At 72.1% G+C, this 26974-nt stretch carries 24 protein-coding genes and 1 riboswitch; of the genes, 11 read left to right on the top strand and 13 right to left on the bottom strand.

From position 1 onward, the window contains the following. Positions 1 to 23: 23 nt before the first annotated feature. From ABD811_RS08490 to ABD811_RS08515, 6 genes are all read right to left on the bottom strand, one after another. Positions 24 to 359: an SMP-30/gluconolactonase/LRE family protein gene (locus ABD811_RS08490; protein WP_344943419.1), complete on the bottom strand. Its 336-nt coding sequence runs from the start codon at positions 357 to 359 to the stop codon at positions 24 to 26. 135 nt (positions 360 to 494) lie between these two features. After that, positions 495 to 2015 (bottom strand): tripartite tricarboxylate transporter permease, encoded by a 1521-nt coding sequence (locus ABD811_RS08495; RefSeq protein ID WP_344943422.1) that lies wholly within the window; start codon positions 2013 to 2015, stop codon positions 495 to 497. Positions 2016 to 2027: 12 nt separating this feature from the next. Continuing rightward, the gene (locus ABD811_RS08500; RefSeq protein WP_344943425.1) at positions 2028 to 2579 is read right to left on the bottom strand and encodes a tripartite tricarboxylate transporter TctB family protein; all 552 of its coding nucleotides are present in this window, start codon (positions 2577 to 2579) and stop codon (positions 2028 to 2030) included. Beyond that, positions 2576 to 3628, bottom strand: a complete 1053-nt coding sequence (locus ABD811_RS08505) for a Bug family tripartite tricarboxylate transporter substrate binding protein (protein WP_344943427.1) — start codon at positions 3626 to 3628, stop codon at positions 2576 to 2578. Before ABD811_RS08505 ends, ABD811_RS08500 begins: the two co-directional genes overlap by 4 nt. Positions 3629 to 3642: 14 nt before the next feature. Continuing rightward, positions 3643 to 4959, bottom strand: coding sequence for an enolase C-terminal domain-like protein (locus ABD811_RS08510; protein WP_344943429.1), 1317 nt, complete (start codon positions 4957 to 4959; stop codon positions 3643 to 3645). A gap of 47 nt (positions 4960 to 5006) precedes the next feature. Then, complete coding sequence (locus ABD811_RS08515) at positions 5007 to 5978, bottom strand: 5-dehydro-4-deoxyglucarate dehydratase (protein ID WP_344943432.1); 972 nt, start codon at positions 5976 to 5978, stop codon at positions 5007 to 5009. Between the two features lie 111 nt (positions 5979 to 6089). Between ABD811_RS08515 and ABD811_RS08520 the strand changes: the two genes are divergently transcribed. The 4 genes from ABD811_RS08520 (at position 6090) to ABD811_RS08535 (ending at position 10181) form a co-directional block, all read left to right on the top strand. After that, positions 6090 to 6980, top strand: a complete 891-nt coding sequence (locus ABD811_RS08520; protein WP_344943434.1) for an IclR family transcriptional regulator — start codon at positions 6090 to 6092, stop codon at positions 6978 to 6980. Positions 6981 to 6996: 16 nt separating this feature from the next. After that, positions 6997 to 7764: a sulfite exporter TauE/SafE family protein gene (locus ABD811_RS08525; RefSeq protein ID WP_344943436.1), complete on the top strand. Its 768-nt coding sequence runs from the start codon at positions 6997 to 6999 to the stop codon at positions 7762 to 7764. 35 nt (positions 7765 to 7799) lie between these two features. Beyond that, positions 7800 to 8927, top strand: a complete 1128-nt coding sequence (locus tag ABD811_RS08530; protein ID WP_344943439.1) for an L-talarate/galactarate dehydratase — start codon at positions 7800 to 7802, stop codon at positions 8925 to 8927. Between the two features lie 435 nt (positions 8928 to 9362). After that, entirely contained in the window at positions 9363 to 10181 is an 819-nt protein-coding gene (locus tag ABD811_RS08535) for a M23 family metallopeptidase (RefSeq protein WP_344943442.1), read from the top strand. Positions 10182 to 10318: 137 nt separating this feature from the next. Here ABD811_RS08535 and ABD811_RS08540 read toward each other — a convergent pair whose 3' ends face one another. Further along, on the bottom strand, positions 10319 to 10978 hold the full coding sequence (locus ABD811_RS08540) for a TetR/AcrR family transcriptional regulator (RefSeq protein WP_344943445.1): 660 nt from the start codon (positions 10976 to 10978) through the stop codon (positions 10319 to 10321). Between the two features lie 95 nt (positions 10979 to 11073). Here ABD811_RS08540 and ABD811_RS08545 point away from each other — a divergent pair, with 95 nt between their 5' ends. Continuing rightward, complete coding sequence (locus ABD811_RS08545; RefSeq protein ID WP_344943448.1) at positions 11074 to 11880, top strand: alpha/beta fold hydrolase; 807 nt, start codon at positions 11074 to 11076, stop codon at positions 11878 to 11880. A gap of 119 nt (positions 11881 to 11999) precedes the next feature. On the opposite strand, the gene ABD811_RS08550 is transcribed toward ABD811_RS08545, so the two are convergent. Continuing rightward, a complete protein-coding gene (locus ABD811_RS08550; RefSeq protein WP_344943451.1) occupies positions 12000 to 12794 on the bottom strand; it encodes a peptidoglycan recognition protein family protein in 795 nt (264 codons plus the stop codon). Positions 12795 to 13140: 346 nt separating this feature from the next. Beyond that, a riboswitch (cyclic di-AMP (ydaO/yuaA leader) is annotated at positions 13141 to 13290 on the bottom strand. A 247-nt stretch (positions 13291 to 13537) separates the two neighbouring features. Between ABD811_RS08550 and ABD811_RS08555 the strand changes: the two genes are divergently transcribed. Further along, the gene (locus ABD811_RS08555) at positions 13538 to 14977 is read left to right on the top strand and encodes a M20/M25/M40 family metallo-hydrolase (protein ID WP_344943453.1); all 1440 of its coding nucleotides are present in this window, start codon (positions 13538 to 13540) and stop codon (positions 14975 to 14977) included. A gap of 42 nt (positions 14978 to 15019) precedes the next feature. On the opposite strand, the gene ABD811_RS08560 is transcribed toward ABD811_RS08555, so the two are convergent. After that, entirely contained in the window at positions 15020 to 16762 is a 1743-nt protein-coding gene (locus tag ABD811_RS08560; protein ID WP_344943456.1) for a pyruvate dehydrogenase, read from the bottom strand. Positions 16763 to 16989: 227 nt separating this feature from the next. Between ABD811_RS08560 and ABD811_RS08565 the strand changes: the two genes are divergently transcribed. Then, on the top strand, positions 16990 to 18345 hold the full coding sequence (locus tag ABD811_RS08565; protein WP_344943459.1) for a cytochrome ubiquinol oxidase subunit I: 1356 nt from the start codon (positions 16990 to 16992) through the stop codon (positions 18343 to 18345). Continuing rightward, positions 18342 to 19364: a cytochrome d ubiquinol oxidase subunit II gene (locus tag ABD811_RS08570; protein WP_344943462.1), complete on the top strand. Its 1023-nt coding sequence runs from the start codon at positions 18342 to 18344 to the stop codon at positions 19362 to 19364. Before ABD811_RS08565 ends, ABD811_RS08570 begins: the two co-directional genes overlap by 4 nt. Before the next feature lie 70 nt (positions 19365 to 19434). Here the strand turns inward: ABD811_RS08570 and ABD811_RS08575 are convergent, their stop codons facing one another. Next, a complete protein-coding gene (locus tag ABD811_RS08575; protein WP_344943465.1) occupies positions 19435 to 20019 on the bottom strand; it encodes a hypothetical protein in 585 nt (194 codons plus the stop codon). A gap of 260 nt (positions 20020 to 20279) precedes the next feature. Between ABD811_RS08575 and ABD811_RS08580 the strand changes: the two genes are divergently transcribed. Beyond that, on the top strand, positions 20280 to 22304 hold the full coding sequence (locus ABD811_RS08580) for an Orn/Lys/Arg decarboxylase N-terminal domain-containing protein (protein ID WP_344943551.1): 2025 nt from the start codon (positions 20280 to 20282) through the stop codon (positions 22302 to 22304). 5 nt (positions 22305 to 22309) lie between these two features. Further along, a complete protein-coding gene (locus tag ABD811_RS08585) occupies positions 22310 to 22528 on the top strand; it encodes an Orn/Lys/Arg family decarboxylase (RefSeq protein ID WP_344943554.1) in 219 nt (72 codons plus the stop codon). A 168-nt stretch (positions 22529 to 22696) separates the two neighbouring features. On the opposite strand, the gene ABD811_RS08590 is transcribed toward ABD811_RS08585, so the two are convergent. The 3 genes from ABD811_RS08590 to ABD811_RS08600 all read right to left on the bottom strand — a co-directional run bounded on the left by ABD811_RS08590 (position 22697) and on the right by ABD811_RS08600 (position 24625). After that, positions 22697 to 22996, bottom strand: a complete 300-nt coding sequence (locus tag ABD811_RS08590) for a hypothetical protein (RefSeq protein ID WP_344943467.1) — start codon at positions 22994 to 22996, stop codon at positions 22697 to 22699. A 63-nt stretch (positions 22997 to 23059) separates the two neighbouring features. Continuing rightward, a complete protein-coding gene (locus ABD811_RS08595; RefSeq protein ID WP_344943470.1) occupies positions 23060 to 23458 on the bottom strand; it encodes a hypothetical protein in 399 nt (132 codons plus the stop codon). A 174-nt stretch (positions 23459 to 23632) separates the two neighbouring features. Beyond that, a complete protein-coding gene (locus ABD811_RS08600) occupies positions 23633 to 24625 on the bottom strand; it encodes an ATP-dependent DNA ligase (RefSeq protein ID WP_344943473.1) in 993 nt (330 codons plus the stop codon). A gap of 542 nt (positions 24626 to 25167) precedes the next feature. Between ABD811_RS08600 and ABD811_RS08605 the strand changes: the two genes are divergently transcribed. Next, the gene (locus tag ABD811_RS08605; RefSeq protein WP_344943477.1) at positions 25168 to 26973 is read left to right on the top strand and encodes an alpha/beta hydrolase; all 1806 of its coding nucleotides are present in this window, start codon (positions 25168 to 25170) and stop codon (positions 26971 to 26973) included. Position 26974: the final 1 nt, after the last annotated feature.

Below are 26974 nucleotides of genomic sequence, written 5' to 3' on the forward strand. Positions count from 1 at the left end.
AGGATGTCAGAAACCGGTACGGCTTACGGCCTGCCGGCGCCGGGGACGGGGGCCGGGAACGCGACGACCTGCCCCGTCGGTCCCGCGGCCTCGCCCTCACCGAACCGCTGGCCGACGACGTACAGCCGCGGGTCGCCGCCACGGCTGAGCGCGCAGGCGAACGCACCGCGATCCAGCTCGACCGTCCCGAGCACCTCGCCGCCCTCCCGCATCCGCACGCAGTGGCGGTTGCCCACGTCGGCGTACCAGACGGCGCCCTCGGCGTCGAGGCAGATCCCGTCGGGATGGTCGTCCGCGACCACCCTTGCGGTCCCCTCCGGCGTGACGAGCGCGACGACACCTTCCATCAGCACTGTCATGTGAAGGCAGACTCCCCGCACGGCCGGGACTCATCGGCCCGCCGGCTCGTGGTCACAGGGTGCGCAGGAAGTCGTCGAGAATCTCGTTGAACACGTCCGGCCGCGGGGGGCAGGGTGCCGGGGGCTCACGGGTGGTCAGGTGAGGGCCGGGTTTTTGGGGGCTGGGGCGGGTTTGCGGCGGCGGGTCAGGGTGCGGAGGGTCGGTGGGGCCAGGATGAGGACGACGATCGCGCCGAGCAGGGTGGCGGCGATGGGTTCGGTGAGGAAGCCGGTGAGGTCGCCCTCGAAGGTGCGCAGCGCGCGGCGGAAGGCCGGTTCCAGGATGCCGCCGAGCACGAACGCCAGCACCAGCGGGCCGGGTTCGAAGCCGACCTTCTTCATCAGGTAGCCCAGCACGCCGAGGCCCGTCACCAGGAACATGTCGAACACGTTGTTGCGGACGGTGTAGACGCCCAGCATCGTGATCAGGACCGTCACCGGGGCCAGGATCGCCGCCCGTACCCGCAGGATCCGCACGAAGATCCCGATGAGCGGCAGGCTCATCGCCAGCAGCAGCAGGTTGCCGACGTACATGGAGTTGACGACGCCCCACACCAGGTCGGGCCGTTCGTCCACCAGCAGCGGCCCCGGCGTGATGCCCTGCAGCATGAGCGCGCCGAACATGACGGCCATCGTGGCGTTCGCCGGGATGCCCAGCGACAGCAGCGGGATGAACGAGGACGTGGCGGCGGCGTTGTTGGCGGTCTCCGGCCCGGCGACGCCCTGGATGGCGCCCTTGCCGAACTCCTCGGGACGCCGGGCGGCCTTCTTCTCCACCGCGTACGCCGCCATCGACGACATCGTCGCCCCGCCGCCGGGCAGGATGCCCAGGACGAACCCGATGACCGAGCCGCGCGAGATGGCGCCCCGGGACGCGCGCAGGTCCGCGCGCGACGGGTACACCGATCCGACCTTCGCGGCGGGGGGACCCGGACGGCGCAGCGACTCCAGGTTGTAGAGCAGCTCGCCGACCCCGAACAGGCCCATGGCGACGATCACGAAGTCGATGCCGTCGAGCAGCCCGTCGCTGCCGAACGTCAGGCGGGCGGTGCCGACCAGCGGGTCCTGGCCGACGGTCGCCAGCAGCAGGCCCAGCGCGGCCATCAGCAGGCTGCGTGGCACGGACCCGCTGCCCAGGGTGGTCACCATGAGGATGCCGAGCAGCGCCAGCATGGTGTACTCGGCCGGGCCGAAGTCCACCGCGAACCGGGCCACCAGCGGCGTGACGAGGGTCAGCGCGACGATCGCGATCGTCCCGCCGACGAAGGACCCGATCGCCGAGATGCCCAGCGCCGCCCCGGCGCGGCCGCGCCGGGCCATCTCGTGGCCGTCGATCGCGGTGACCACGCTGGACGCCTCGCCGGGCAGCCGCAGCAGCACCGAGGTGATCGTCCCGCCGTACTGCGCGCCGTAGAAGATCCCGGCCAGCATGATGATCGCCGCGGTGGGCTCGATGCCGTAGGTGACGGGCAGCAGCACGGCGATCGTGGCGGCCGGGCCCAGGCCGGGCAGCACGCCGATGACCATGCCGAGGGTGACGCCCAGCAGGCAGTAGAGCAGGTTCGCGGGCTGGAAGACGACCCCGAAGCCGTCGAGCACGGGGGAGAAGTAGTCCATGGTGGGCGTCCTCTACATGTGCACCAGGTGGGGCAGCGACACCCCGAGCGCCGTGATGAACAGCAGGTAGGCGGCCGCGGTGGTGGCGAGCGAGACGGCGACGGTGATCCGCCACGACTCGCGTCCGAGCACGCGCAGCCACAGCACCAGCAGCGCGACGGTGGGGATCTCGAAGCCGACCCGTTCGAACAGCAGCGCGTAGCCGGCGAGCGAGGCCGCGCCGGCGGCGACCAGCACCGCGTCGCCGGTGAACCGCTCCTCCGCGCCGGTCGGCCGCGACCGCAGGACCAGCGCCGCGGCGAGCACCACCAGGGCCACGCTGACGATCAGCGGCCAGAGCCCGGGGCCGGGGTCGGCCAGGTCGCCGACCCCGAGCCGCCAGGACAGCACCGCCATGACCAGCCCGAACACCAGCGGCACCAGTGCCGCGACGATGTTCTGCCGCCGCGCGTACGACGCGCTCACCGGCGCCGCCCCGTCCCCGTCCGGTGCCGTGTCCGGCGCGCTCGGCGAGGACGGGGCGGTGGCCGGGCCTCCGGCGGGCGGCCGGCCGTGCGTGCTCATCTCTGGCCCGTGAGGTCGATGCCGAGGGTCTTGGTCATCGCGGCGAAGTCGTCGCGGCTCTTGGTGAGCTGCCTGCCGACCTCGTCGCCGCCCGCGTCCCAGCGGCCGATGTGGTTGCGCTGCAGGACCTGGCCGTACTCGGGGGAGGCCACGGCCCTGTCGATCGCCTCGGCCAGCTTGTCGCGCACGGCGGCGGGCAGCCCGGCGGGGGCGGCGACGAACCGGCGCTGGTCGACGACGATCTTGTAACCGGACTCGGTGGCGGTGGGCACGTCCGGCAGCGCCTGCGAGCGCCGGCTCCCGAACACCGCCAGCGGCCGCAGGTTGCCCGCCTCGATGTGCTTGACGGCGTCGGCGGGGTGCAGCGCTCCGGCGTCCACCTTGCGTCCCAGCAGCGCGGACGCCAGCGGGGCGCCGCCGTCGAACGGCACCGCGGTGGCGCGCACCTTGGCGAGGCCGAACAGCAGGGCCTGCGCGAGCTGGCTGCCCGTTCCGGCGCCCGTGGTGCCGTAGCGGACGTCGCCCGACTCCACCAGGTCCTTGAGGGTCCTGGCCTTGGAGTCCTTGGGCACGACCAGGACGAAGTCCTCGACGGTCAGGCCCTTGACGAAGGTCATGTCCTCCAGCTTCACCGCGTCGGGGTCCTTGACCATCAGCGGGCCGATCGCGAACAGCGACTGCGGCATCACCGCGACCCGGTAGCCGTCGGGCTTGCCGGAGAAGACGTCCTTGCCGGCGATCTTGCCGTTGGCGCCCGGCTTGTTGACCACGACGGCCTGCGCGCCGAGCGGCTTCTCGATGCTCTTGGCCAGCGCCCGCGTGATCGTGTCGGTGCTGCCGCCGGGCTCGGTCGGCACGGTGAACTCCACCGCGCGGCTGGGGTAGTCCCCGCCGTCGCCGCCGGACGATCCGCCGCCCTCCACCGAGCAGGCGGGCAGCGCGGTCACGGCCAGGGCCAGCGCGGCCCCGGCGGCGAGGAAGCGGCGGCGGGGGAGGGCGGTCGGGGCGGTCGCGACGCGGCCGCGTGGTCTCCTCGTCGACATGTTCATCTCCGATTCCTGGTTCACCAGCGGGGCAGGGGTGGCTGGGACCACGAGGGGTCGGCCCGGCGCATCGCGGCCACGTCGTCGCGGTCGCGGAACTCCGGCAGCCGCAGCCAGCGCTCGTGCAGCGCGGCCAGCGCGTCGCGGTCCAGCTCGACGCCGAGGCCGGGGGTGTCGGGGACGGTCAGCGCGCCGCCGGTGAAGACGTGCGGCTCGGTGATCACGTCCTCGGTCTGCCAGGGGCGGTGGCTGTCGCAGGCGTAGGTGAGGTTCGGCACCACGGCGGCGACGTGCGTCATCGCGGCCAGGCTGATGCCGAGATGGGTGTTGGAGTGCATGGACAGGGCGACGTCGTGGACCCGGCACACGGCCGCCAGCTCGCGGGTGGCGTGCAGGCCGCCCCAGTAGTGGTGGTCGGACAGCACCACCTGGACGGCGTTCCTGGCGAACGCCTCGCGAATCTCGCCGAACGTGGTGACGCACATGTTCGTCGCCATCAGCGCCCCGGTGCGGGCGTGGACGGCGGCCATGCCGTCGACGCCGGTGGTGGGGTCCTCCATGTACTCCAGCAGGTCGCCCAGTTCCTCGGCGACGCGCACACTGGTGTCGACCGACCAGCCGCCGTTGGGGTCCAGGCGCAGCGGGTGCCCGGGGAACGCCTTGGCCAGCGCCCTGATCGCCTCGATCTCCTGGGCGGGCTCGAACACGCCGCCCTTGAGCTTGAACGAGCGGAACCCGTACCGGTCGGCGAAGCGCCGCGCCTGTCGGACGATGCCGTCCGGGTCGAGGGCGGCGCCCCAGTCGTCGTGCGGAAGGCCGGCGGCCGGGGCGTCCGCCGCCGGGTGCTCGGCCCAGCGGTAGAACAGGTAGCCGCTGTAGTCGACGCGGTCGCGGACCTTGCCGCCGAGCAGGGCGTGCACCGGCAGGTCGACGGTCTTGCCGAGCGCGTCCAGGCTCGCCACCTCGAATGCCGACACGACGCTGCGCATCAGCTTCTCGTTGGTGCGGCGGCCGCGCAGCCCGGCGGGGTCGAACTCCGCGCCCGTCTCGGGGGTGTCGCCGGTCAGCCCGGCCGCCTCGTAGGCCAGGTCGAGCAGGCCGTTGAGGGCGGTGAGCGGCCGACCGGTCACGGCGGCGGCCAGGGAGCGGGCCGCGGCGAGATAGCCGGTGTCACCGTAGGTCTCGCCGACACCGGTGACACCGGTGTCGGTCTCCAGCTCGACGACGCACCGCGGGGTGTACGGCTGGTGCACGCCGAGCACGTTCAGCAGGGGCGGATCGGAGATCAGGATCGGGGTGACCGTCGCCCTGACGATCTTCGGCACCGGGCGGGACATCGCGGTCTCCTTCGCGGGTTCCTCGGCGGGGGTGGGAAGGGAGCGGCTCAGCGGGTGGCGCCCACGAGGTCCAGGCCCCTGTCCAGCAGCGCGTCCAGCGCCTCCAGGTGCGCCGGTTCGGGGTCGGCGAGCGGCGCCCGCACCGGCCCGACGTCGATGCCGCGCAGCCGGGCCGCGGCCTTGACCAGGGAGACGGCGTACCCGGTGCCCCGGTCGCGCAGCTCGACGAACGGCAGGTAGAACTCCCGCAGCAGCTCGTCCACCCGCGCCCGGTCGTCGGCGCGCAGCGCGGCGAAGAACGTCTGCGAGATCTCGGGGGCGAAGGCGTGGACGGCCGAGGAGTAGGCCGGTACGCCGATCGCGCGGTACGCCCGCGCCTGCATCTCGGCGGTGGCGGCGCCGTTGAAGAACAGCCATTCCGGCGGCGCGACGAGCCGTACCCGCTGCAGCCGGTCCAGGTCGCAGTGGCCGTCCTTGAGGCCGATCACGTTCGGGATCGCGGCCAGGTCCGGGACGCTGGACGCCGCGATCCGCACCTGCGCGCGCTGGTACACGATGATCGGCAGGTCGGTGCTCGCGGCGACGCGCCGGACGTGCTCGACGATCCCGTGCTGCGGCGCCTCGGTGAGGTACGGCGGCATCAGCAGCAGGGCGTCGGCGCCGGCGCGTTCGGCGTGGGCGGCGAAGCGGGCGGCCTGCGCCCAGCCGTACCCGGCGCCCGCCACCACCGGCAGCGCGCCGTCCGCCTCCTCGACGGCGATCGCGACGCACGTCTCGTACTCCGGCTCGGACAGGGAGAAGAACTCGCCGGTGCCGCAGCAGGGGAACAGCGCGCCGGGACGCGCCGCCACCTGGCCGCGCACGTAGGCGCGGTAGGCGTCCGGGGCGAGCCGGCCGTCGGCGTCGAACGCGGTGAGCGGAAACGACAGGACCGCCGTGTCCATGCCGCGGCGCAGCCGCTCCACGACCGTGGCGACCCGTTCCGTCCGCTGCGCCTCGTCCATATACGTTTCAGTCAAGCCGTCTCCATATGTAGACGAACGAACGCGTGGCGAACACTTTGGCTCCCCTTCTGGTATGTTGTCAATGATCAATCGGATCTTTCCGCCAGCGGACGTGAACGGGGTGTGATGAGCCGACCCTCCTCCGACGGACCGGCCTTCTCCGGCGGAAGCGGCGACGCGGCCGACGGCGCGACCGCCAAGGCGGCGCAGACCGGCGGCGTGCGGGGCGTGAAGTCCGCGGCGCGCACCGTCGAGCTGCTGGAGCTGCTGGCGTCGCGGCAGAACCGCCCGGCCCGCCTGCGCGAGCTGAGCGAGGCGCTCGGCGCGCCGCGCAGCAGCGTGTACGCGCTGATCCGCACGCTGGTCGAGCACGGCTGGGTGCGCAGCGACCCGTCCGGGACGCTCTACAGCATCGGCATCCGCGCGCTGCTGGCCGGCACCACCTACCTGGACACCGACCCCTACCTGCGGATCGTCCAGCCGCACATCACCGACCTGAGCGCCGAGCTGGACGAGACGATCCACTTCGGCCGTCTCGACCGCACCGACATCGTCTACCTGGCGACCAGGGAGTCGCACCGCTACATCCGCCCGTTCAGCCGGGTCGGCCGCCGCCTGCCCGCCTACAGCACCGCGATGGGCAAGGCCCTGCTGGCCGAACGTCTCGACGCCACCGCCCCCGGCGCCGGGGTGGACCCGCACGTCCCCCGCGAGCTCACCCCGCTCACCCCCCACACGCTGACCGACCACGACGCGCTGCTGCGCGACCTGGAACTGACCCGGCGGCGCGGGCACGCGGTCGACAACGAGGAGAACTACGCCGGGATCACCTGCTTCGGCCTCGCGCTGCGCTACACCAGCCCGGCCACCGACGCGATCAGCTGCTCGGTGCCGATCGCCGGGCTCGACGAGGACCGCAGGCGGGAGATCCTGGCCGCGATGGAGCGCACCCGGCTGGCCATCGAGCGGATGGCCCCGGTCGACCCGTCCGCCGCCGACCTGGCCGCCGGCATCTGAGGCGGGGACGGAGGCGGTGGGGGCCGGCGCCACGGCGTTGCTGCTGCTCGCCGGCGTCGCGTCCGGCCTGGCCGGGTCGGTCGCGGGCCTGGCGTCGCTGTTCAGCTACCCCGCGCTGCTCGCCGTCGGGCTGCCGCCGGTGGCGGCCAACGTCACCAACACCGTGGCGCTGTTCTCCACCACGGTCGGCGCCGCCGCCGGGTCGCGCGCCGAACTGCGCGGTCAGCGGCGCCGCACCGTCAGACTGGTCGCGCTCGCCGCCGTGGGCGGAACCCTCGGCGCCGCGCTGCTGCTGAGCACGCCGGACGGCGTCTTCGAACTCGTCGTGCCCTGGCTGATCGCCCTCGGCTCGGTGCTGCTGCTGGCCCGCGACCGGCTGCGCGCACTCGCCGACCGGCGCGCCATGGCCGCCGGCACCGCCCCGCGCGGCGCGCCGCTGACGGTGGCCGTCGTGCTGATCGGCCTGTACGCCGGGTACTTCGGTGCCGCGGCGGGCGTGCTGATGCTGGCCGTGCTGTCGGTGTCGGCGACCGAGCCGCTCGCGGTGACCAACGCGGTGAAGAACCTCGCCACCGGCGGCGCCAACCTCGTCGCGGCGATCGGCTACGCCTTCTGGGCCCCGGTCGACTGGACCGCCGCCGCCGTGCTCGCCTGCGGCGCGCTGGCCGGCAGCTGGACCGGTCCCGCGCTCGTCCGGCGGCTGCCGGAGCGGCCGCTGCGCGTCGCGATCGCCCTCGCCGGCCTCGGCCTGGCCGCGCACCTGTGGCTGACGGCCGTGCACTAGACCCCCGGTGTCGACCACCCCGACAAGGAGCTGCGATGACGACGACCGACCGCATCGTCCGGGTCCGCCTGTCCTCGGTCCTGCTGCCGCTGGACACCCCGATCAGCGACGCCAAGGTGCTGACCGGACGGCAGAAGCCGATGACGGAGGTGGCCCTGCTGTTCGCCGAGATCGACACCGCGGACGGGCTGCACGGGCTCGGCTTCGGCTACTCCAAGCGGGCCGGTGGCCGCGGCCAGTACGCGCACGCCAGGGAGATCGCCGCCGAGCTGCTCGGCGAGGACCCCAGCGACATCGCCCGGCTGTGGGAGAAGCTGGTCTGGGCCGGCGCGTCGGTCGGGCGCAGCGGACTGTCCACCCAGGCGATCGCCGCCCTGGACATCGCGCTGTGGGACCTGAAGGCCAGGCGCGCCGGGCTGCCGCTGGCCAAGCTGCTGGGCGCCTACCGCGACTCGGTGCGCTGCTACAACACCTCCGGCGGGTTCCTGCACGCCTCGCTGGACGAGGTCCTCGCCAACGCGACCGCCGCGGTCGGACGCGGCATCGGCGGCATCAAGATCAAGTTCGGTCATCCCGACGCCCGGGTGGACCTGGCCCGGGTGAAGGCCGTCCGCGACAAGCTCGGCGAGGACGTCCCGCTCATGGTGGACGCCAACCAGCAGTGGGACCGGCCCACCGCGCAGCGCCTCGGCCGGGCCCTGGAGGAGTACGCGCTGACCTGGATCGAGGAGCCGCTGGACGCCTACGACCACGCCGGTCACGCCGCGCTCGCCGCGTCCCTGGACACCCCGATCGCCACCGGCGAGATGCTCACCAGCGTCGCCGAGCACGCCGAGCTGATCCGCGCCGGCGCCGCCGACATCATCCAGCCCGACGCGCCCCGCATCGGCGGCATCACCCCGTTCCTGCGCCTGGCCGCGCTGGCCGACCACCACCGTCTGCAGCTCGCCCCGCACTTCGCGATGGAGATCCACCTGCACCTGGCCGCCGCCTACCCGCAGGAGCCGTGGGTCGAGCACTTCGAATGGCTGGAACCGCTGTTCAACGAACGGCTGGAGATCCGTGACGGCCGCATGATCGTGCCGGACCGCCCCGGCCTCGGCCTCACCCTCAGCGACCGCGTCCCCGGCTGGACCGCCGACTCCTGCGAATTCGCCTCCTGAACCCGGCCTCCGGGCCGCGCCCGTCCGGCCGTCGGACCGGAATTCGGGCTGATCGGTGCGCGCCGGGGGGGGAAGGCCATATCCGGCCCGCGATGACCGTGCTCCGCGAAATGCTGCGCGGTCTCGCGGGCCGTCGCGCGAAGTGTGCGGCCAACTGTCGTCCCCGGATACCCGGATGATCATCAAAAGGACATGCCGGAGTGCTGCGTGAACACATCCGTGTGCCGGCCGGCGGGCGGCAACGGCAGATCATGCACGGGTGTTCACGGGTTTGTTGGCGAGCATTGCCCGGCACCGTTCTGGTGCAATGAGAAAACGTCGCGTCACGCGGGAACGGCGATTCCTGTTCGGCCGAGTCATTCCCACTGACCGGTGCCCGAGCCTGCGGAGAAACCGGTCCGTGCGCGACCGCCGGGACGACAGGAAGGAGGCTCGATGCGCCGGATCCGTGCGCTCGTCGCCGGGCTGACACTGCTGGCCGGATTCGTCGTCGCCCAGCCGGCACAGCCGGCGCTCGCGGCGCCCAACTTCAAGGCCCCGTTCCCCTGCGGGCAGACCTGGACCTACAGCCACCATTCGGCGGAGGTCCGGCAGGCCCTCGACTTCGTCCGCTCCGGCGGCACCACGGCGGGCACGCCGGTGCTGGCCTCGGCCGCGGGCACCGCCTACAACTACTACCAGGCCAATGGCGCGGGGAATTACGTCGTCATCGACCACGGCGGCGGCTGGAAGACGTATTACTTCCATCTCGCCTCCTACGGGGTGGCCAACGGAACCTACGTCTCGCAGGGCCAGTCGATCGGCACCACCGGCTCGACCGGCAACAGCAGCGGCGCGCACATCCACTACGAGCAGCTCTACAACGGGGCGGGCCAGGTCATCAGCATCAACGGCGTGTCGCTGGCGCCCTACCCGGGCTCGTACAACCAGAAGTACCTGACCAGTGACAACGGCTGCGGCGGAGGCGGCAAGTACTGGGTCGACACGTTCGCCAACGCGACCGGCTACCGGGACGCCTTCATGAACGACCCGCAGGGCCTGCTGTACGCGGGCACCAACTACGTGTACTGCAAGGTCTGGGGCGCCGAGGTCCGTGTCGGCGACCAGTACAACCACTGGTGGCTGAAGACCGACCTCGACGAGGTCTACGCCGGAAAGAACGGCCGGGGCGCCTACGTTTCCGCCTATTACCTGAAGCGGTGGGGCAATGACGAGGCCAGGGACAACAACGGCACCGTGATACCCAACTGCTGACCACCGGCGCCCGGAGAGGACGCGCGGAGAGGACGCGCAGAGAAGACGCGCGGAGTAGACGCGCGGAGTAGACGCGCGGAGAACGCAGGAGAAAGCGCCCGGCTCGTCCCCCGTCGAGCCGGGCGCTTTCGGCTCGGTCACCCGAAGACGCCGCCGAGTCCGTCGCGGAGCAGGGTGAAGGCGTGCCGGGCGGCGGCGACGGCGGCGGGGTGCCGCTCGTCGGCCGACGTCCCGGCCACCAGGTGGGCGTTGTTGTCGTTCGCCAGGACGCGCTGGACGGCGGTGATCTGCGACGCCGCCAGCCGCGCGGTGAACGCGCCGTCCGGCCCGTCACCGGCCGCCGCACCGGCAGCCTCCGCCAGGGCCTCGGCGAGCGCCGCCTCGCTGCGCGCGTGATACCGCAGCAGCCCGGTCGCCAGCGCGGGCGTGTCGCGGATCATCCGGTAGAGGGCGAGCGTCTCGGGACGGTCGCACAGCCCGGTCACCGGGTCCCTGCGGTCGAGCCCGTCGAGGAAGTGGTCGCGCAGCGCGGCCAGCGGAGGCACCTCGGGCGGGCGCCCGCGGACGACCTGGGCGTGCTCGCTCTCGTGGTCGGCGACGCGCTCCAGGACCAGGTCCTCCTTGCTGGGGAAGTACGCGAACAGCGCACGCCGCGAGACCTCCGCCACCTCGGCGATCTGCGCCAGCGACACCGGCTCGTAGCCGTGCGCCAGGAACAGCCCGATGGCGGTGTCGGCGATCTTCTTGCGGGTGCGCCGCTTCTTGCGCTCGCGCAGCCCGACGGTCCCGTCGTCCACCCCGCGAGCGTAGCAGCGACGGACTCCGGTGCAAACTTGCACCCAACTTCGCTTTGTGTCAGTGTCGGCGGCGCCGAGCGAAGGAGGAGGCACGCATGATCGAGGCGCAGTCCGGCGGTCGCGGCGACACGCCGCTGGTGTTCGTCCACGGCGGGTCGGCGTCGTGGCGGATGGGGAAGGACTTCCTGGACGCGCTGCCCGGCCGCGTCCGGTGGTGGGCCGTCGACCTGCCCGGTCACGGGGCGTCGCCGTGGACGCCCGGACGCTACGACCTGCGCGGCGTCGGCGCGGCGCTCGCCGAATGGGCGGCCGGGCACCTGGACCGTCCGGCGTGGTGGTACGGCCACTCCTACGGCGGGCAGGCCGCGCTCGCGGCGGCGGGCGTGCGCCCGGACGCGTTCGCCGGGCTGGTCATCGGGGACGCGCCGCTGGCGCCCGCCCGGATGTACCGGCTGCTCGACCGCATGTCCGGCACCCTGCGGCGCTGGCAGGGGTGGTGCGGCCGTCCGGAGGAGGAACTGGTGCGGCTGCTCGGCGCCGAGGACGCCGGCGGCGGCCGCACGCGCGCCGAGGTCCTCGGCGCCGCCCATCCCTACCTGGTCGGCCAGGCCGCCGCCCTGCACCGGCACGACCCGGCGTTCATCGAGGCGCTGCTCACCGAGTCCCAGCAGGTGTACGGACACCTCGGCCACGCGGGCGAGTGGATCGCCGGAGTGCCGGGGCCGGTGCTGCTGCTGCGGGCCGACCCTGCCGTCATGTCGCTGTCAAGCGCCGAGGACGAGGCACTGGTCCGGTCGGCCGCACGACACCCCGCCGTCACCACCGTCAGCGGTGTCGGCCACGGCCTTCACCAGTTCGCCCCCGCCGAGGTGGCCGCGACGATCAGCGCCCTCATCCCGTGAACGCACGGGTTCCCCCCGACACCGCTCCAGTCGCGAGATGGCGACCCCTCCGGCGCCGCCCCCGTCGCACCGACCTCGGCCCGGGGCCCAGCACGCCGGCTGGGAGCAACCGGCCGGTCTCAGGCGGATCGGAGGGCCGCGGCGACGTCCTTGCGCAGGCGCGGCAGCGTCGGGGCGAACTCGTAACCGCAGCAGTCGGTGTCGTTGAACTTCATGTGCGGGACGATCGCCTTCTTCGGGTCGAGGTCGTACTGGCCGCACAGCCAGGCGAGCAGCTCGGTGAGCGAGTCCAGCAGGCGGCGGGGCGGCATGACCGAGTTGTAGGTGCCCTCGCATTCGATGCCGACGGTGTAGCCGTTGGCTCCGGCGACGTGCGTGCCGATCACCATCCGGCCCCTGCGGGCGGCGGCAAGACTGCCCTTGCGGCCCTCCATGATGTGACCGCCCCGGCTGATGGTGAAGTGCTGGCCGGTGTCACCCCATCCCTGTCCCATGTGCGCGCCCTGGATCGAACGCGCGATCCGGTAGCCCTGCCGCAGCGAGTAGTCGGTGACGTTGGGGGTGAACGTGTGGTGCACCACGATGTACTCGGGCGCGCGGGACAGCACGGTCGCCCGCCGGTAGGGCGTGCGCGCTCCCCAGTCGTCGGTCGAGTGGATCAGCGGGGCGCCGCCACCCGACCTACGCGATCTTCGGGACGGCCGGGACTCGCCGTCCCGGGCGGCCTGCGTCCGCTCGGTGTCGTCGGTGGTGTTCGCCGCGTTCGCCACCTCGTGTTCGGCCGACGGGCCCAGCGCCGCGGCGACGCCGAGGGCCGCGCTCCCCAGCAGGACTCCACCCCCCAGCAGCACCGAGCGACGCGGCATCTCGGCGGGCCAGGGGTCGGTGCGACGGTGCTTGCCGTTCGGATTCATGGGGGAGTTTTCCTTCCAGGGAACTGGTCTGACGGAATGCGGGCAGCGGAAAAAGAGCAGGCGGCGAGGAACGAGCGGGAAAAGGAGATGAGGCTGCGCCGGGAACGTCGAGCCGCGCAGAAAACGGCTCTGACCGCCAATGGCGAGGAAGTGTCGGTGACCCGGTGCCGGCGGCGGAGACGCCGCCGCGAGGGGCGCGGGCGCGCAGCGCGGACGAGGAGAACGCGCGGGCGTGCGAGCTAGGGCGGAACCGCCCCGTCTATCAGGGCGTTCGCGTCTTCATGAGGTGGCTGCGCCGTCGGACGGGGGTGGCGGGCCTGCCGAGCCGCGGGGGCTCCTTCATGTCCTCTCCTCTCCTTGACTGCCGACCGGGTTAGCTGACGGGTTCGGACCAAGGAGCGGCCCTACCGCGACTGCGCCGCGGATTCACCCCGAAGAACTGATGGGTCCCCGGTTCCCAGACGTCCAGCGCCATGGGATTAGGCGTTCCGCCGGACGGTTCCCGTCGCGGTGAGCCGGACGGCGGAGTACCACGGACCATAGGAGATGAGGCAAAGAGCTCGCAAACCGCCAAAGGTAAAATCCGAAAAACGATCTTTCGTCGCCGCGCCGGAGCCGCCGACCACTCCGATCACAGGAATCACACGGGGAGCAGACATGGCGAGAAATCACTGAGGAAGCGTCTGAAGGGCGGCGGTTTCCACTGTGGACAGGCGCCCCCGCCATGACGTAGATCCAGAATTGTGACCTACGACACCACGCCCCCAGCCGCCGGCACGCCCAGCCGCCGCGTCTTCCTGTCCGTCTCCGCGGCGGCCGCCGCGGCCACCGCGGGAGTCACCCTCGACGGCCGTCCCGCCGAGGCGGACTCCGGACGCCCGAACGGCCCCGGCAGGCCCGTCACCGCCCAGCACCCCGACGCCGAGCTGCGCGCCCTGCTGCGCGAGATCGACCACCGCCGCATCGAGGCGACGGTGCGCAGGCTCGTCGGGTTCGGCACCCGGCACACGCTCTCGTCCCAGGACGACCCCGCACGCGGCATCGGCGCCGCCCGGGACTGGATCTTCGCCGAGATGAAAAAGCACGCCGCGGCGTCCGGCGGCCGGATGACCGTCGAGCTGCAGTCCTACGTGCAGGAACCGGCCAGCCGGATCCCCGTCGCCACCCGCATCACCAACGTCGTCGCCACCCTGCGCGGCAGCACCTCCCCGGACCGCGTGTACGTGGTGTCCGGGCACTACGACTCCCGTGTCAGCGACGTCATGAACGCCACCGCCGACGCGCCCGGCGCCGACGACGACGCCTCCGGCGTGGCCGTCGTCATGGAACTCGCCCGTGTCATGGCCACCCGCCGTCCCAGGGCCACGATCGTCTTCGCCGCCGTCGCGGGGGAGGAGCAGGGGCTGTACGGCGCGCGCCACATGGCCACGCGGTACAAGGCCGCCGGGACGGACGTGCAGGCCATGTTCACCAACGACATCGTCGGCAGCAGCACCGCCGACGACGGCACCCGCGACCCGCGCACCGTCCGGCTGTTCGCCGAGGGGGTGCCCACCGCGGAGACGCCCGCCGAGGCGAACATCCGCCGCTCGGTCGGCGGCGAGAACGACTCGCCCTCCCGCCAGCTCGCCCGTTTCGTGACCAGCGTCGCCGAGAACGACGCCACCGGCATGAACGTCCGGGTCATCTACCGCCGCGACCGCTACCTGCGCGGCGGCGACCACATCCCCTTCCTCGAACAGGGCTATCCCGCCGCCCGCTTCACCGAGCCCCACGAGAACTTCGACCACCAGCACCAGGACGTGCGCGTCGAGGACGGCAGGCAGTACGGCGACCTGCCCGAGTTCTGCGACTTCCCGTACATCGCCCGTGTCGCCCGGGTCAACGCCGCCGCCCTCTGGTCGCTGGCCCAGGCGCCCGGCACGCCGAAGAACGCCAGGATCCGCACCGACCGGCTCACCAACGACACCGACCTGGTCTGGACCCGCGGCACCGAACCCGACCTGGCCGGATACGAGATCGTCTGGCGCGAGACCACCAGCCCCGACTGGACCCACGTCATCCCGGTCGGCGACGTCACCGAGGTGCGCGTCGACCTGTCCAAGGACAACGTGTTCTTCGGCGTGCGCGCCGTCGGCAGGGCCGGCCACCGCAGCCCCGTCAGCTTCCCCCTGCCCTCCTGACCCCGTGACCGGGGAGGGGCACTTCCGGTGCCCTCCACCCGGTCACGGGCGGGGGATGTTGCGCAGGTTCGAACGGGCGAGCTGGATCATGCGGCCGACGCCGCCGGTGAGGACGAGCTTGCTGGTGGTCGTGGCGAAGCCCGCCAGCTGCCGCCCGGTGATGCGGGGCGGCAGCGACAGCGCGTTGGGATCGGTGACCAGGTCGACCAGCGCCGGGCCGTCGTGGTCCAGCGTCTCGCGGAGGGCGTCGCGCACGTCCTTGGGGTCCTCGACGCGCACGCCGTGGGCCCCGGCCGCGCGGGCGATCGCCGCGTAGTCGGTGGGGGGATAGGTCGTGCCGTGCGGCGGGAAGCCCGCGACCATCATCTCCAGGTCCACCATGCCGAGCGAGGAGTTGTCGAACAGCACCACCTTCACCGGCAGGTCGTACTGCGTCAGCGTCAGGAAGTCGCCCATCAGCATGGAGAACCCGCCGTCGCCGGACAGCGAGATCACCTGCCGGTCCCGGTGGGTCAGCTGCGCGCCGATCGCCTGCGGCATCGCGTTGGCCATCGACCCGTGGTTGAACGACCCGATCACCCGGCGCCGCCCGTTCGGCGACAGGTAACGCGCCGCCCAGACGTTGCACATCCCGGTGTCCACGGTGAAGATCGCGTCGTCGGCGGCCTCCTCGTCCAGGACCGCCGCGACGTACTCGGGATGGATCGGCCGGTGCCGTTCCACGTCGCGTGTGTACGCCGCGACCGCGCCCTCCAGCGCCTCGGCGTGCCTGCCGAGCATCCGGTCGAGGAACCGGCGGTCGGTCTTCTCCCGCACCCGCGGGATCAGCGCCCGCAGGGTCTCCCGGACGTCGCCCCAGACCGCCAGGTCCAGCGTGCAGCGGCGACCCAGGTGCTCGGGCCGGATGTCGACCTGGACGATGCGCACGTCGTCCGGCAGGAACGCGGTGTAGGGGAAGTCGGTCCCCAGCAGGATGAGCAGGTCGGCCTGGTGCATCGCGTCGTAGGCGGCGCCGTAGCCCAGCAGCCCGGACATGCCGACGTCGAACGGGTTGTCGTACTGGATCCACTCCTTGCCGCGCAGCGCGTGCCCCACCGGCGCCTTGACGCGGTCGGCGAACGCCATCACCTCGTCGTGGGCGCCGGCGGTCCCGCTGCCGCAGAACAGCGTGACCGCCTCCGCCTCGTCCACCAACCGGACCAGCGCGTCGATCTCGGCGTCGGCGGGCCGCACCGCCGGACGCCGCACGACCAGCGCCGACTCGCCCGCCTGCGGCGGCGCGTCCCGTCCGGCGGTGTCGCCCGACATGCTCACCACGGCCACGCCGGACAGGCCCACCGCGTGCTGGACGGCGGTCTGCAGGATCCGCGGCATCTGCGCCGGATCGGAGATCAGCTCCGAGTAGTGGCTGCACTCGGCGAACAGCCGGTCCGGGTGGGTCTCCTGGAAGTAGGCGGTGCCGATCTCGGCGCTGGGGATGTGCGCGGCCAGCGCCAGCACCGGCGCCATGCTGCGATGCGCGTCGAACAACCCGTTGATCAGATGCAGGTGGCCCGGACCGCAGCTGCCCGCGCACGCCGCCAGCCGCCCGGTGAGCTGCGCCTCGGCGCCCGCCGCGAACGCCGCGACCTCCTCGTGCCGCACCTGTACCCACTCGATGGCGCCGTTGCGGCGCACGGCGTCGGTGACGGGATTGAGACTGTCCCCGACCACGCCGTACAGCCGCTTCACCCCGGCCTGCACGAGGATGTCGACGAACTGCTGTGCGACGCTCTGCCTGGCCATCTGCGCACCCTCCGTCCGGCGGCGGCCCGCCGGTCGGGTCACCTACCCCCTCAGGGGCCGCGCACACGGCCGCACCCGCGCCGCCCGCCGGGCCGCCCGACCAGGAAACCCCAGGCCACGCCGGGTGCGGCGGCCGGACGCCGGAGCGAACTCGGGCGAGTGAACCCGCCGCTTCCGGTGATGAAAGAGGGGCACGAATCGGAGCGGTTCCGCCGGGGGAGGATCGCATGGGAGTGCTGGCGGCCGGCGCCGCGACGCCGGCCGATCTGATGGCGGCACGTACGCAGATGGGGATATCCCTCGGCTGGCACATCATCCTCGCCTGCTTCGGCGTGGGCATGCCGGCGCTGACGGTCTTCGCGCAGTGGCGCGGCATCCGGACCGGCGACAAGGCGTACGAGCGGATCGCGCACCGCTGGGCCAAGGCGATGGGCGTGCTGTTCGCCGTGGGCGCGGTGTCGGGGACGATCCTGTCGTTCGAGATGGGCCTGCTGTGGCCCGGCTTGATGGCGACCTACGGGCAGGTGCTCGGGCTCCCGTTCGCGCTCGAAGGGTTCGCCTTCTTCATCGAGGCCATCTTCCTGGGCATCTACCTGTACGCCTGGGACCGGCTGCCGCCCCGCCTGCACCTGCTGACCGGGCTGCCGGTGTGCGTGGCCGGGGTCGCGTCGGCGTTCTTCGTCGTGAGCGCCAACGCCTGGATGAACCAGCCGCGCGGGTTCGACCTGGACAACGGCAGGGTCACCGGCGTGCGCCCCTGGGCGGCGATGTTCAACCCGGCCACCCCCTGGCAGACCATCCACATGATCCTGGCCGCGTTCATGGTCACCGGCTTCGGCATCGCCGCCGTGTACGCCGCGGGGATGCTGCGCGGCCGCCGCGACCGCTACCACCGCATCGGGCTCCTGCTGCCGTTCACGGTGGCGGCGGTCGTCACGCCGTTCCAGATCTTCGTCGGGGACGTCCTGGCCCGGTTCCTCGCCGACCGCCAGCCCCCCAAGCTCGCCGCCATCGAAGGGCTCAACGAGACCGGCTCTCACGTCCCCCTGTCCGTGGGCGGCCTCTACCTGGACGGGGAGATGCGGTACGCCATCCGCATCCCGAACGCGCTGTCGATCCTGGTCGGCTACCGGCCTTCCACGGTCGTCCAGGGCCTGGACAAGGTGCCGGTCGCCGACCGTCCGCCGGTCAACCCGGTGCACCTGAGCTTCCAGCTGATGGTGGCGATCGGGTTCGCCCTGCTGCTGCTCGGCATCTGGCTGGCGATCGTGTGGTGGCGCCGCCGCGACCTGCCCCGCACCCGCTGGTTCCTGTGGCTGACCGTGCTGTCCGGCCCGGCCGCGGTGCTCGCGCTCGAAACCGGCTGGATCACCACCGAGGTCGGCCGCCAGCCCTGGGTCGTCTGGCAGCACCAGCGCACCGCGGACGCGGTCAACCCGGCGCCCGGCCTGTGGGTGGGGCTGATCGTGGTGCTCGCCGTGTACGTCGTGCTCACCGTGACCACCGTCTACGTCCTCAACCGGCTGCGCAGCCGGCGCGTCACCGCGCCCCAGGAGGGCTGGGCGGAGGAGTACGCGCCGTGACCGCCGCGCAGTGGCTGCTGATCCTCGCGTGGGCGGGCCTCACCCTGTACGCGCTGTTCGGCGGGGCCGACTTCGGCGGCGGGTTCTGGGACGCGCTGGCCGGCGGCGCCCGGCGCGGCTACGCCCAGCGCAAGCTGATCGAGCACTCCATCGGCCCCGTCTGGGAGGCCAACCACGTCTGGCTGATCTTCGTCCTCGTGATGTTCTGGACCTGCTTCCCCGGAATCTTCGCCTCGGTGGCCTCCACCCTCTACATTCCGCTGACCCTCGTGGCGATCGGGATCATCGCGCGCGGGGCCGCGTTCGCCTTCCGCAAGGCCAGCACCGAACTGTGGCAGCTGCGGCTGTTCGGCGGCGCGTTCGCGCTGTCGTCGGTGCTGACCCCGTTCTTCCTCGGCACCATCGCGGGCGGCGTCGCGTCCGGACGCGTCCCCTACGGGCTCGCCGCCGGCGACATCGTGACGAGCTGGTGGAACGCCACCTCGCTGATGGCCGGCGCGCTGGCGGTCGGCACCACCGCATACCTGGCGGCCGTCTACCTCACCGGCGACGCGCGCCGCGGCGGCGACCCGAAGCTGGCCGACGTGTTCCGCCTGCGCGGCCTCCTCACCGCCGTGATCACCGGCGTCATCGCGATCCTGGGCATCTTCGTCGTGCGCGCGGACGCGCCGTCGCTGTACGCCGGGCTGACCGGCCGCGCCCTGCCCCTCGTCGTCGTCTCGGGCGTCGCCGGGCTCGCCTCCATGGTCACGCTCGCCTTCCGCAGATACGCCCTGGCCAGGATCACCGCCGCGCTGGCCGTCGCGGCGGTCCTGTGGGGCTGGGCCGTCGCGCAGTATCCGGTGATGCTCCCGCCGAACGTGACGGTGCCCGAGGCCGCCGCCCACCCCGCCGTCCTCCACGCCACCCTGGGCACGGTCATCGCGGGGATGGTCCTGCTCGTCCCGTCCCTGCTGTGGCTCTTCGCCCTCTTCCAGCGCCCCACGCCCAGCCCCCCGCCCAAAACCACCGACCGATAACGACCTCGGGTGCGGCTCTCAACAGCACGCCCGGCCGGCGCGGAAGAGCAACAGGTGGGCCGGTCGCCGGTCAAGGGAAGGTGGGGCGGACGGGGACGCCCAAGCCCTCGTGGGGTTGCCAGAGGCGCAGGGCCAGCAGATAGGCGCCGAAGATGATGACCGGCGTGAGGTGTGCGCACAGGGGCGAGCGCCTGCCGAACCACAGCAGGAACGCCGCCACGGGAGTCGCCGATACGGCGGACACGACGCCCAGTGTCTCAAGGGCCGAGCCCGGCCGGTTGACGCATTCGAATGTGCCCGCGCCGCCTGAGCCGCCGCACACCTCGCCCGCGACGTCGGAAATGAAGTTGTACGGCACGAGAAATTCGTAGAGGAAAAGATCGACCAGGCCGCCGAAAAGCCACGCGACCAAGGCCAGCGCCAGGCCGCCCACGGCGAGGCCGCCGCGCCCTCCGGCGGCGTCCCTGGCCGCCACGACCGCGAGCGTCGCGACCGTGGCCACGACGGCCAGGGTCACCAAGGCCCACGCCGCACTCGACGCGGTGAAGGGGGGCTCGTCGGCTGGTGCGGAAGGCCAGGTCATGAGGGTCGTGACGAACAGGAATGTGATCGCCATCCAGCCTCCGGCGACGATCACGTGTCGGTTCGTTTCCATGCGGTCAGACATTACTTCCGATCACCAATTAGTGATCAAGTTTCGCGAGCAGCTCGCTCCGTGGGAGACCACGGCGGGCGTGGTCGCCATGCCGGTCTTACCTCTGTGTGCAGCGGATACTGCCACGATGGTCACTGTTGGCGACTATGGCGGCACTGTGTGTGTCAATCGCCGCTACTGTTGCGGTTCGCATTGAGTCGGATGCTTTGGGTGATTGCCGGGGTGGTGCCCGGTGACGTGGAGGTTCTGCCGTGGAACGAATGGTCCTGGTCGCCGCCGGCGAGCGGCCCGACGCCGACTCGGTGGTCGCCGAACAGCTGCGGCGCCTGCGCACCGCCATGGACGGGCACGGACTGCGGGTCCGCTGGACGCATCGCGGCGCGGACGCGCTCGCGGTGATCCGCTCGGAGGCGATGCTGACGGCGGTGCTGGCGGACTGGGGCGCTCCCGGCGCCGAGGACGTCATGCAGGCGGTGATCGGGCGGTTCCGGCGCCTGCCGGTGTTCCTGCTGACCGCCGAGCAGGAGCCGCGCGACGTCCCCCTGTGGGTGTACGAGGTGATCCAGGGCTATGTCCTCCTGCTGGAGGACACCCCCGACTTCATCGCCGGACGGATCGCGCACGCGGCCGAGGAGTACGCCGAGCGGATACTCCCGCCGTTCTTCGAGGCGCTGCGGCGCCTGGACGACCGGCACCGCTACTCCTGGCACACCCCCGCTCACGCCGGTGGCGTGGCGTTCCTGAAGTCGCCGGTCGGGCGGGCGTTCTTCGACTACTACGGCGAACGGCTGCTGCGCACCGACCTGTCCATCTCGGTCCCCGAGCTGGGGTCGCCCCTGGACCACACCGGCCCGATCGGCGACGCCGAACGCAACGCCGCCCGCATCTTCGGTGCCGACCGGACGTTCTTCGTGGTCAACGGCAATTCGACCGCCAACCGCATCGTCGGCCACCACGCGATCGCCCGCGACGAGCTGGCGCTGGTCGACCGCAACTGCCACAAGTCCGTCCAGCACGCCCTCGCGATCAGCGGTGCCCGGCCGGTCTACCTGGTGCCCGAGCGCAACGGGCTGGGCCTGGCCGGCCCGATCCCGGCCGGGGCGCTGTCGGCGCCAGCGATACGCGACCGGCTCGCGGGCCATCGGTTCGCCGCCGGCGCGGCCGAACCCGGCCCCTCCTACGCGGTGATCACCAACTCGACCTACGACGGCCTGTGCTACGACGCGGTCCGGGTCGCCGAACTGCTGGGCGCGTCGGCTCCGCGGGTGCACTTCGACGAGGCGTGGTTCGCCTACGCCCGGTTCAACCCGCTGTACGAACGCCGGTACGGCATGTCCGTCGACGAAGGGTCCCTGCCCGGCCCGGCGCGCCCGACCGTGTTCGCCACGCAGTCCACGCACAAGCTGCTGGCGGCGCTGTCGCAGTCGTCGATGCTGCACGTGCGCCCGTCGCCGCGGGCGCCGGTGGACTACGACCGGTTCAACGAGACGTACCTGATGCACGCCAGCACCTCGCCGCTGTACCCGATGATCGCCTCGCTGGACGTGGCGGCGGCGATGATGGACGGGCCGTCCGGGGCGTTCCTGACCGGGGAGGCGATCATCGAGGCGGTCCGGTTCCGGCAGACGATGGTGCGGCTGGCCGGCCGTATCCGTGCCGACGGCACCCGCCCGGAGTGGTTCTTCGGCGTCTGGCAGCCCCCCGAGGTGACCGACCCGCGTACCGGTGACACCGTTGCGTTCGAGGACGCCGATGTCGAGCTGCTGTCCACCGAGCCCCGCTGCTGGACCCTGCGGCCCGGCGCCGCCTGGCACGGGTTCGACGGCCTGGACGACGGCCACTGCATGCTCGATCCGATCAAGGTGACGATCACCTGTCCCGGTGCCGACGCGACCGGCGGCACCACGGAATGGGGGATACCCGCCCGGATCGTGGCCGCCTACCTGGAGCGGCGCGGCATCGTGGTGGAGAAGACCGGCGACCACACCCTGCTGGTCCTGTTCTCCCTCGGCATCACCAAGGGCAAGTGGGGCACCCTGATCGACGCGCTGATCGACTTCAAGAACGCCTACGACGGCGACCTGCCGCTGGCGGAGGTCCTGCCCGGGTTCGGCCCTTCGGGGGTGACGCTGCGGGAGCTGTGCGCACAGGTGCACGGCAGGCTCCGCGATTCCAGGCTCGACGTCCTGCTCGACCAGGTCTTCACCGACCTGCCCGAACCCGTCCGGACCCCGGCCGACTGCTATCAGGCCCTATCCGTTCGAAGACCGAGCGGGTTCCGCTGAGCGACCTGGCGGGCCGGACCTGCGCCGCGACCGTCGTCGTCACCCCGCCGGGCATCCCGATGCTGATGCCCGGCGAGTCCACCGGCCCCGACGACGGACCGCTGATGACCTACCTGCGCGCGCTGGAGGACCTCGACCGCGCCTTCCCCTTCCTGTCCACCGACATCCACGGAGCTCACCGCGACGCCACCGGCCGCTACTGGATCGAATGCCTCGCCACCTAGAACCCTCTGCGGGGCCGGTGGGGGGCGGCGCACGGAGGCCGCGTGTTCACGTGCGCCGCCAGAACAAGAGCACGCACCGCGAGCGCGGCGCGCGGTGCGTGCGGGCGGCGGTCCGCAGGGGCCCGGAGCTGCGGGTCGGTCCGGGGTGACCGCCTTTGCGGGTGGGTGCTAGTCCTCCCTGATGAAGCAGTCGGAGACGTAGCCCTCCACCTTGGTCCTGTTGTTGATCACGTAGGTCCAGTGGTCCTTGACCTCGCCGTTCGGGCAGGTCACCGGGTCGGCGAAGCTCTGGCCGCTGTTCCAGGTGAAGCCGTCGCCGGGGTTGCCGTGCCCGCGGACGTGGCCGTTGAGCCGGGGAACCGCGCGGATCTTGACGCCGTGAGCGGTGAAGTCACCGCCACGGCCGTCGGCGGCCTGTGCCGCGGGGACCGGAGACAGCAGTCCGGCGACCAGTGACGCGATTCCCATGAGGATCGTTCTCGATGCCTTCAACATTTCCTCCGTGAAGGTGGTTGTCCGGTCGCCGGGGCCTCAGCCGCAGCTCTGCCTCAGCCCGGCGTCCGGCTCGAAGTCGTCGCCGCCCGCGAAGTAGATCTCCGGCACCCAGCCGAGCCTGCCGTTGTCGGCCTTCGTGGCGGCCCACCAGTCGTTCGCCAGGTTGCCCAGACGGATGGTCCCGCCCCGGCACTGGTAGCCGAAGAACCAGTTGGCGCTGCCTCCCTTGCGGAGATGGCCGATGATCCCCGACCCCTGGTCGTGGTTGGCGTAGACGGGGACGTTGCCGCGGCTCAGCGGGCAGTACTGCACCTTCTCGTACTCGGGGTGCGGTACCGGGGGCGCGCACGGCCGGTCATCGGCGGCCAGCGCCGGACCGGGCGCGAAGAAGCCCACCGCGGCCAGCACGCCGAGCGCGACGTGACTCGCCGTCACCCTGTGGAGAAAGGCCCCTGACGGTGTGATCGCCTCCATGGCCGATCTTCCCCTTCCCCTGTGATCTGATGATGACATTCTGTAATCGTCGCTGCTGAACAGGTATCCGGGAAACCTCGTACATCGGCCTTGCGGCGGTTCCCGCCGCGGTCGCCCGGCGTCGGACGTCGGGTGTCATTCCAGGTCGAGATCCTTGGGCACGTCTGTGGGGCGCAGGTCGCCGCGGACGTCCTGCAGGCGGGCCAGGTGGCGCCAGCGGCCGTGGCTGGTGGCGATGTCGACGGCGACCTCCACGACCAGGGTGGGAGTGACGCGGGTGTAGGGGGTCGGCGGCCTGGCGGCGGGCAGGCCGCCGAACCAGCTCGCGGGCAGTTCGGCGGGCCAGGGATGGTCTTCGGCGGCGGGCGTGCGGCGGGCGAGTTCGGCGTCCAGCTCGGCGCGCAGGTCGGGGGGCGGGGCGGTGGTGTGGCCCACGACGCGCAGGCGGCCACCCGTCGAGGGATGACGGCCGATGATCAAGCTCTGCGGCCGTTCCGGGGGACCGACGTAGCCGCCGCAGATGGCGGTCGTGACGTCGCGGTGCTTGAGCTTGTACCAGCCGCGCACCCCCGGCCGGTAGACGCCGTCGGCGGGCTTGACGACCAGCCCTTCGATGCGCTGGGCGGGCAGCAGCTCCAGCCATAGTCGTGCCCGGCCGCGATCGTTGACCTGCGGACACAGCAGCACCAGCCCGTCCGGCGGGACGTCCCGCAGCAGGTCCTCCAGTGCCCGCCTGCGTTCGCGCAGCGGCCGGTTCCGCAGGCCCCCGTGCCCGGGGGCGTGCAGGCAGTCGAAGGCCACCAGGGTGACCGGTTCGCGGCGGGCGAGGTCGGCGGCCCGGCGGGTGCCGGCGCGCAGGCGGCGCTGCAGGGCGGTGAAGTCCAGTTGCCCGGTGGTCGCGTTCCAGTGGACGAGTTCCCCGTCCAGGACGGTGCCGGGCGGGACGTACTGCCGGATCGCCGCGGCGGTCTCGGGGAACGCGGCGGTCAACCGGGTCCGGTTGCGGGAGTACAGGTGCACGCCGCCGTCCTCGTGCACGCAGACGATCACCCGGAAGCCGTCGAACTTCGGTTCGTAGAACAGTTCACGTCCGGTGGCGGGGAAGTCGTCGACGGCGGTCGCGAGCATCGGCGTGAAGGGACAGCGGACAGGCATGATGCTGCGCCCCCCAAAGCCAGCCGAGATCGCCCGCCGCTAGCCCTTCATTTCCCGGATGAGCTGCGCAAACCCTTCTCAGAGCGGTGCGGGCGCGGCGGACGCGGGGGCCTGCGCGGGGGTGATGACGGCCGTGGAGGCCGTCGGGCGGGACGGGCGGCGGCGGGGGCGCGGTGAGCGGCTTCCCCTCCCGGCGGCGAGGGACGCGGGGTGCGAGTCATCATCCCTCGGGCTGATCTTTCACAGTCGCATAACAGCCCAATTGGTGGATCACTGGATTAGCCCCGAAATGACACACTCAACGGGCCAAAATGCTCAAGCCGGGTCGCCGTCGCCGGACCACGCGGCGACCGGGCCGCGAGCGCGCCCACCCCCCGGGGCGGAACACAACACAGCGCCGCACGCGCGGCGTGACGCACAGGTGCTTCCGGGTGCCCGGGGGAGGCGGCGAACGGCTCTTCCGGCGTCCGCGTGGCGTCCGGAAGGGGCCACAACCCCCCACAGGAAGGACCTGCATGCGTTTGAGACCCAGGATCCTCACGGTCGTGACGGCGGGCGCCGTGCTCGTACCGGCCGTGCCCGCGGTCGCCCTCGCCGCACCGGACGGCCGGCTCGCCCCGGCCGGGGACACGACGAGCGGCATCGAGAAGAAGCGCGTCGACAGCGTGCCGACCCCCAAGCTCGGCTGGTACAAGTGCTTCGACATCGCCGAGTGCGCGACGCTCCGTCTGCCGCTGGACTACGACAAGCCCAAGGGCGCCACCACCGAGATCGCGGTGCTGCGGGTCAAGGCCCGCAACCCCAAGAAGCGGATGGGCAGCCTGTTCGTCAACCCGGGCGGTCCGGGCGGGCAGGGCACCGCGATGGCGTTCCAGGCGGCACAGTTCCTCGGTGACGACGTGCTGGACCGCTTCGACATCGTGGGCTTCGACCCGCGCGGCATCGGCTTCAGCGACAACGTCAAGTGCTTCCGGAACGTCAAGGACCAGACCAAGGCGTTCGCCGGGCTGAACGTCGCGTTCCCCATGGGCGGCAAGGAGGAGCGGGCGTTCGTCGCGTCGGCGAAGGCGGTCGGCAAGGGCTGCTCCACCACCGGCAAGTCGCTGGCGGGCGCGATGTCCACCGCGGAGGCCGCCCGGGACATGGACGTGCTGCGCCGCGCGGTGGGCGACAAGAAGCTGACCTACCTGGGCTTCAGCTACGGCACGGCGCTCGGCCAGTACTACGCCAACATGTTCCCCGACCGGACGCGGGCCGTGGTGGCGGACGGCGTCATCAACCCGATCTCCTGGGTCGGCACGTCGAAGACCGCCGGGCAGATCCTCGACGACCGGCTGCGTTCGGCCGACGGCGCGTACAAGGCGCTGCGGGAGATCCTGGCCCGCTGCGGCAAGGCCGGCGCGACCAAATGCGAGTTCGCCCAGTACGGCGACCCGGTCAAGAACTTCGACACGCTGGCCAAGCGGCTGAAGGCCAAGCCCGCCGACCTCGACGGCTACACCGTCACCTATGCCGACCTCGTCGGCGGCATGCTCGGCATGCTGTACGACCCGCAGGGATACCAGGGCATCGACTCCTCGCTCACCGAACTGTGGGCGGCCACCTCGTCCGGCACGGGCACGGCGCGGGCCAAGGCCGCGAAGAAGGCCCTGGCCGACCGCATCGCGGCGCGCCGCGCCCAGGTCGAGCGCGAGAAGAACGCCGCCGGCAGGGTCTCCGTCCAGGACTTCCCCTACGACAACAGCCTGGAGGCGTTCAGCGGTGTCACCTGCACCGACGGACGCCACCCCAAGGACGCCGGGAGCTGGCCCGCGCTGACCGCCAAGTCCGACAAGCGCGCGCCCTACTTCGGCCGCGCGTGGGGCTGGAGCAGCGCCCAGTGCGCCGGCAGGACGTGGACGGTCCGTGACGAGGACGCCTACACCGGCCCGTTCAACCGCCGCACCAGCGCACCCGTCCTGTTCGTCGGCAACTACTACGACCCGGCGACCAACTACATCGAGTCCGTCTCCTCCAACAAGCTGCTGCCGGGCAGCCGCCTGCTGTCCAGCGACAGCTGGGGGCACACGGCCTACGGCACCTCGGCCTGCGTGACGAACGCCGTCGACCGCTACCTCGTCCACGGCACGCTTCCCGCCAAGGGCACGGTCTGCGTCGGCGACATCCAGCCGTTCGCGGCCGACCCCGCCACGGCCCGCAAGGACCGGGGCGCGGCGGACGCCTCCGCCATGGCCGCGCAGGTCAAGGCCGGCGGCGCCGCCAAGCAGCTGCCGCCGGTGGCCACGCCGGTGCCGCAGTCCGTCCTGCTCGGCACCCGGTGAC

Origin of the sequence: Actinomadura miaoliensis (genome assembly GCF_039536785.1) — a bacterium.
GTDB lineage: Bacteria > Actinomycetota > Actinomycetes > Streptosporangiales > Streptosporangiaceae > Spirillospora > Spirillospora miaoliensis.

Bases quoted from the DNA above. Each gene is read 5' to 3' on its own strand.
- ABD811_RS08490 (WP_344943419.1), bottom strand. From the start codon at position 359: ATGACAGTGCTGATGGAAGGTGTCGTCGCGCTCGTCACGCCGGAGGGG.
- ABD811_RS08495 (WP_344943422.1), bottom strand. From the start codon at position 2,015: ATGGACTACTTCTCCCCCGTGCTCGACGGCTTCGGGGTCGTCTTCCAG.
- ABD811_RS08500 (WP_344943425.1), bottom strand. From the start codon at position 2,579: ATGAGCACGCACGGCCGGCCGCCCGCCGGAGGCCCGGCCACCGCCCCG.
- ABD811_RS08505 (WP_344943427.1), bottom strand. From the start codon at position 3,628: ATGAACATGTCGACGAGGAGACCACGCGGCCGCGTCGCGACCGCCCCG.
- ABD811_RS08510 (WP_344943429.1), bottom strand. From the start codon at position 4,959: ATGTCCCGCCCGGTGCCGAAGATCGTCAGGGCGACGGTCACCCCGATC.
- ABD811_RS08520 (WP_344943434.1), top strand. From the start codon at position 6,090: ATGAGCCGACCCTCCTCCGACGGACCGGCCTTCTCCGGCGGAAGCGGC.
- ABD811_RS08530 (WP_344943439.1), top strand. From the start codon at position 7,800: ATGACGACGACCGACCGCATCGTCCGGGTCCGCCTGTCCTCGGTCCTG.
- ABD811_RS08535 (WP_344943442.1), top strand. From the start codon at position 9,363: ATGCGCCGGATCCGTGCGCTCGTCGCCGGGCTGACACTGCTGGCCGGA.
- ABD811_RS08545 (WP_344943448.1), top strand. From the start codon at position 11,074: ATGATCGAGGCGCAGTCCGGCGGTCGCGGCGACACGCCGCTGGTGTTC.
- ABD811_RS08550 (WP_344943451.1), bottom strand. From the start codon at position 12,794: ATGAATCCGAACGGCAAGCACCGTCGCACCGACCCCTGGCCCGCCGAG.
- ABD811_RS08560 (WP_344943456.1), bottom strand. From the start codon at position 16,762: ATGGCCAGGCAGAGCGTCGCACAGCAGTTCGTCGACATCCTCGTGCAG.
- ABD811_RS08565 (WP_344943459.1), top strand. From the start codon at position 16,990: ATGGGAGTGCTGGCGGCCGGCGCCGCGACGCCGGCCGATCTGATGGCG.
- ABD811_RS08575 (WP_344943465.1), bottom strand. From the start codon at position 20,019: ATGGAAACGAACCGACACGTGATCGTCGCCGGAGGCTGGATGGCGATC.
- ABD811_RS08580 (WP_344943551.1), top strand. From the start codon at position 20,280: ATGGTCCTGGTCGCCGCCGGCGAGCGGCCCGACGCCGACTCGGTGGTC.
- ABD811_RS08590 (WP_344943467.1), bottom strand. From the start codon at position 22,996: ATGGGAATCGCGTCACTGGTCGCCGGACTGCTGTCTCCGGTCCCCGCG.
- ABD811_RS08600 (WP_344943473.1), bottom strand. From the start codon at position 24,625: ATGCTCGCGACCGCCGTCGACGACTTCCCCGCCACCGGACGTGAACTG.
- ABD811_RS08605 (WP_344943477.1), top strand. From the start codon at position 25,168: ATGCGTTTGAGACCCAGGATCCTCACGGTCGTGACGGCGGGCGCCGTG.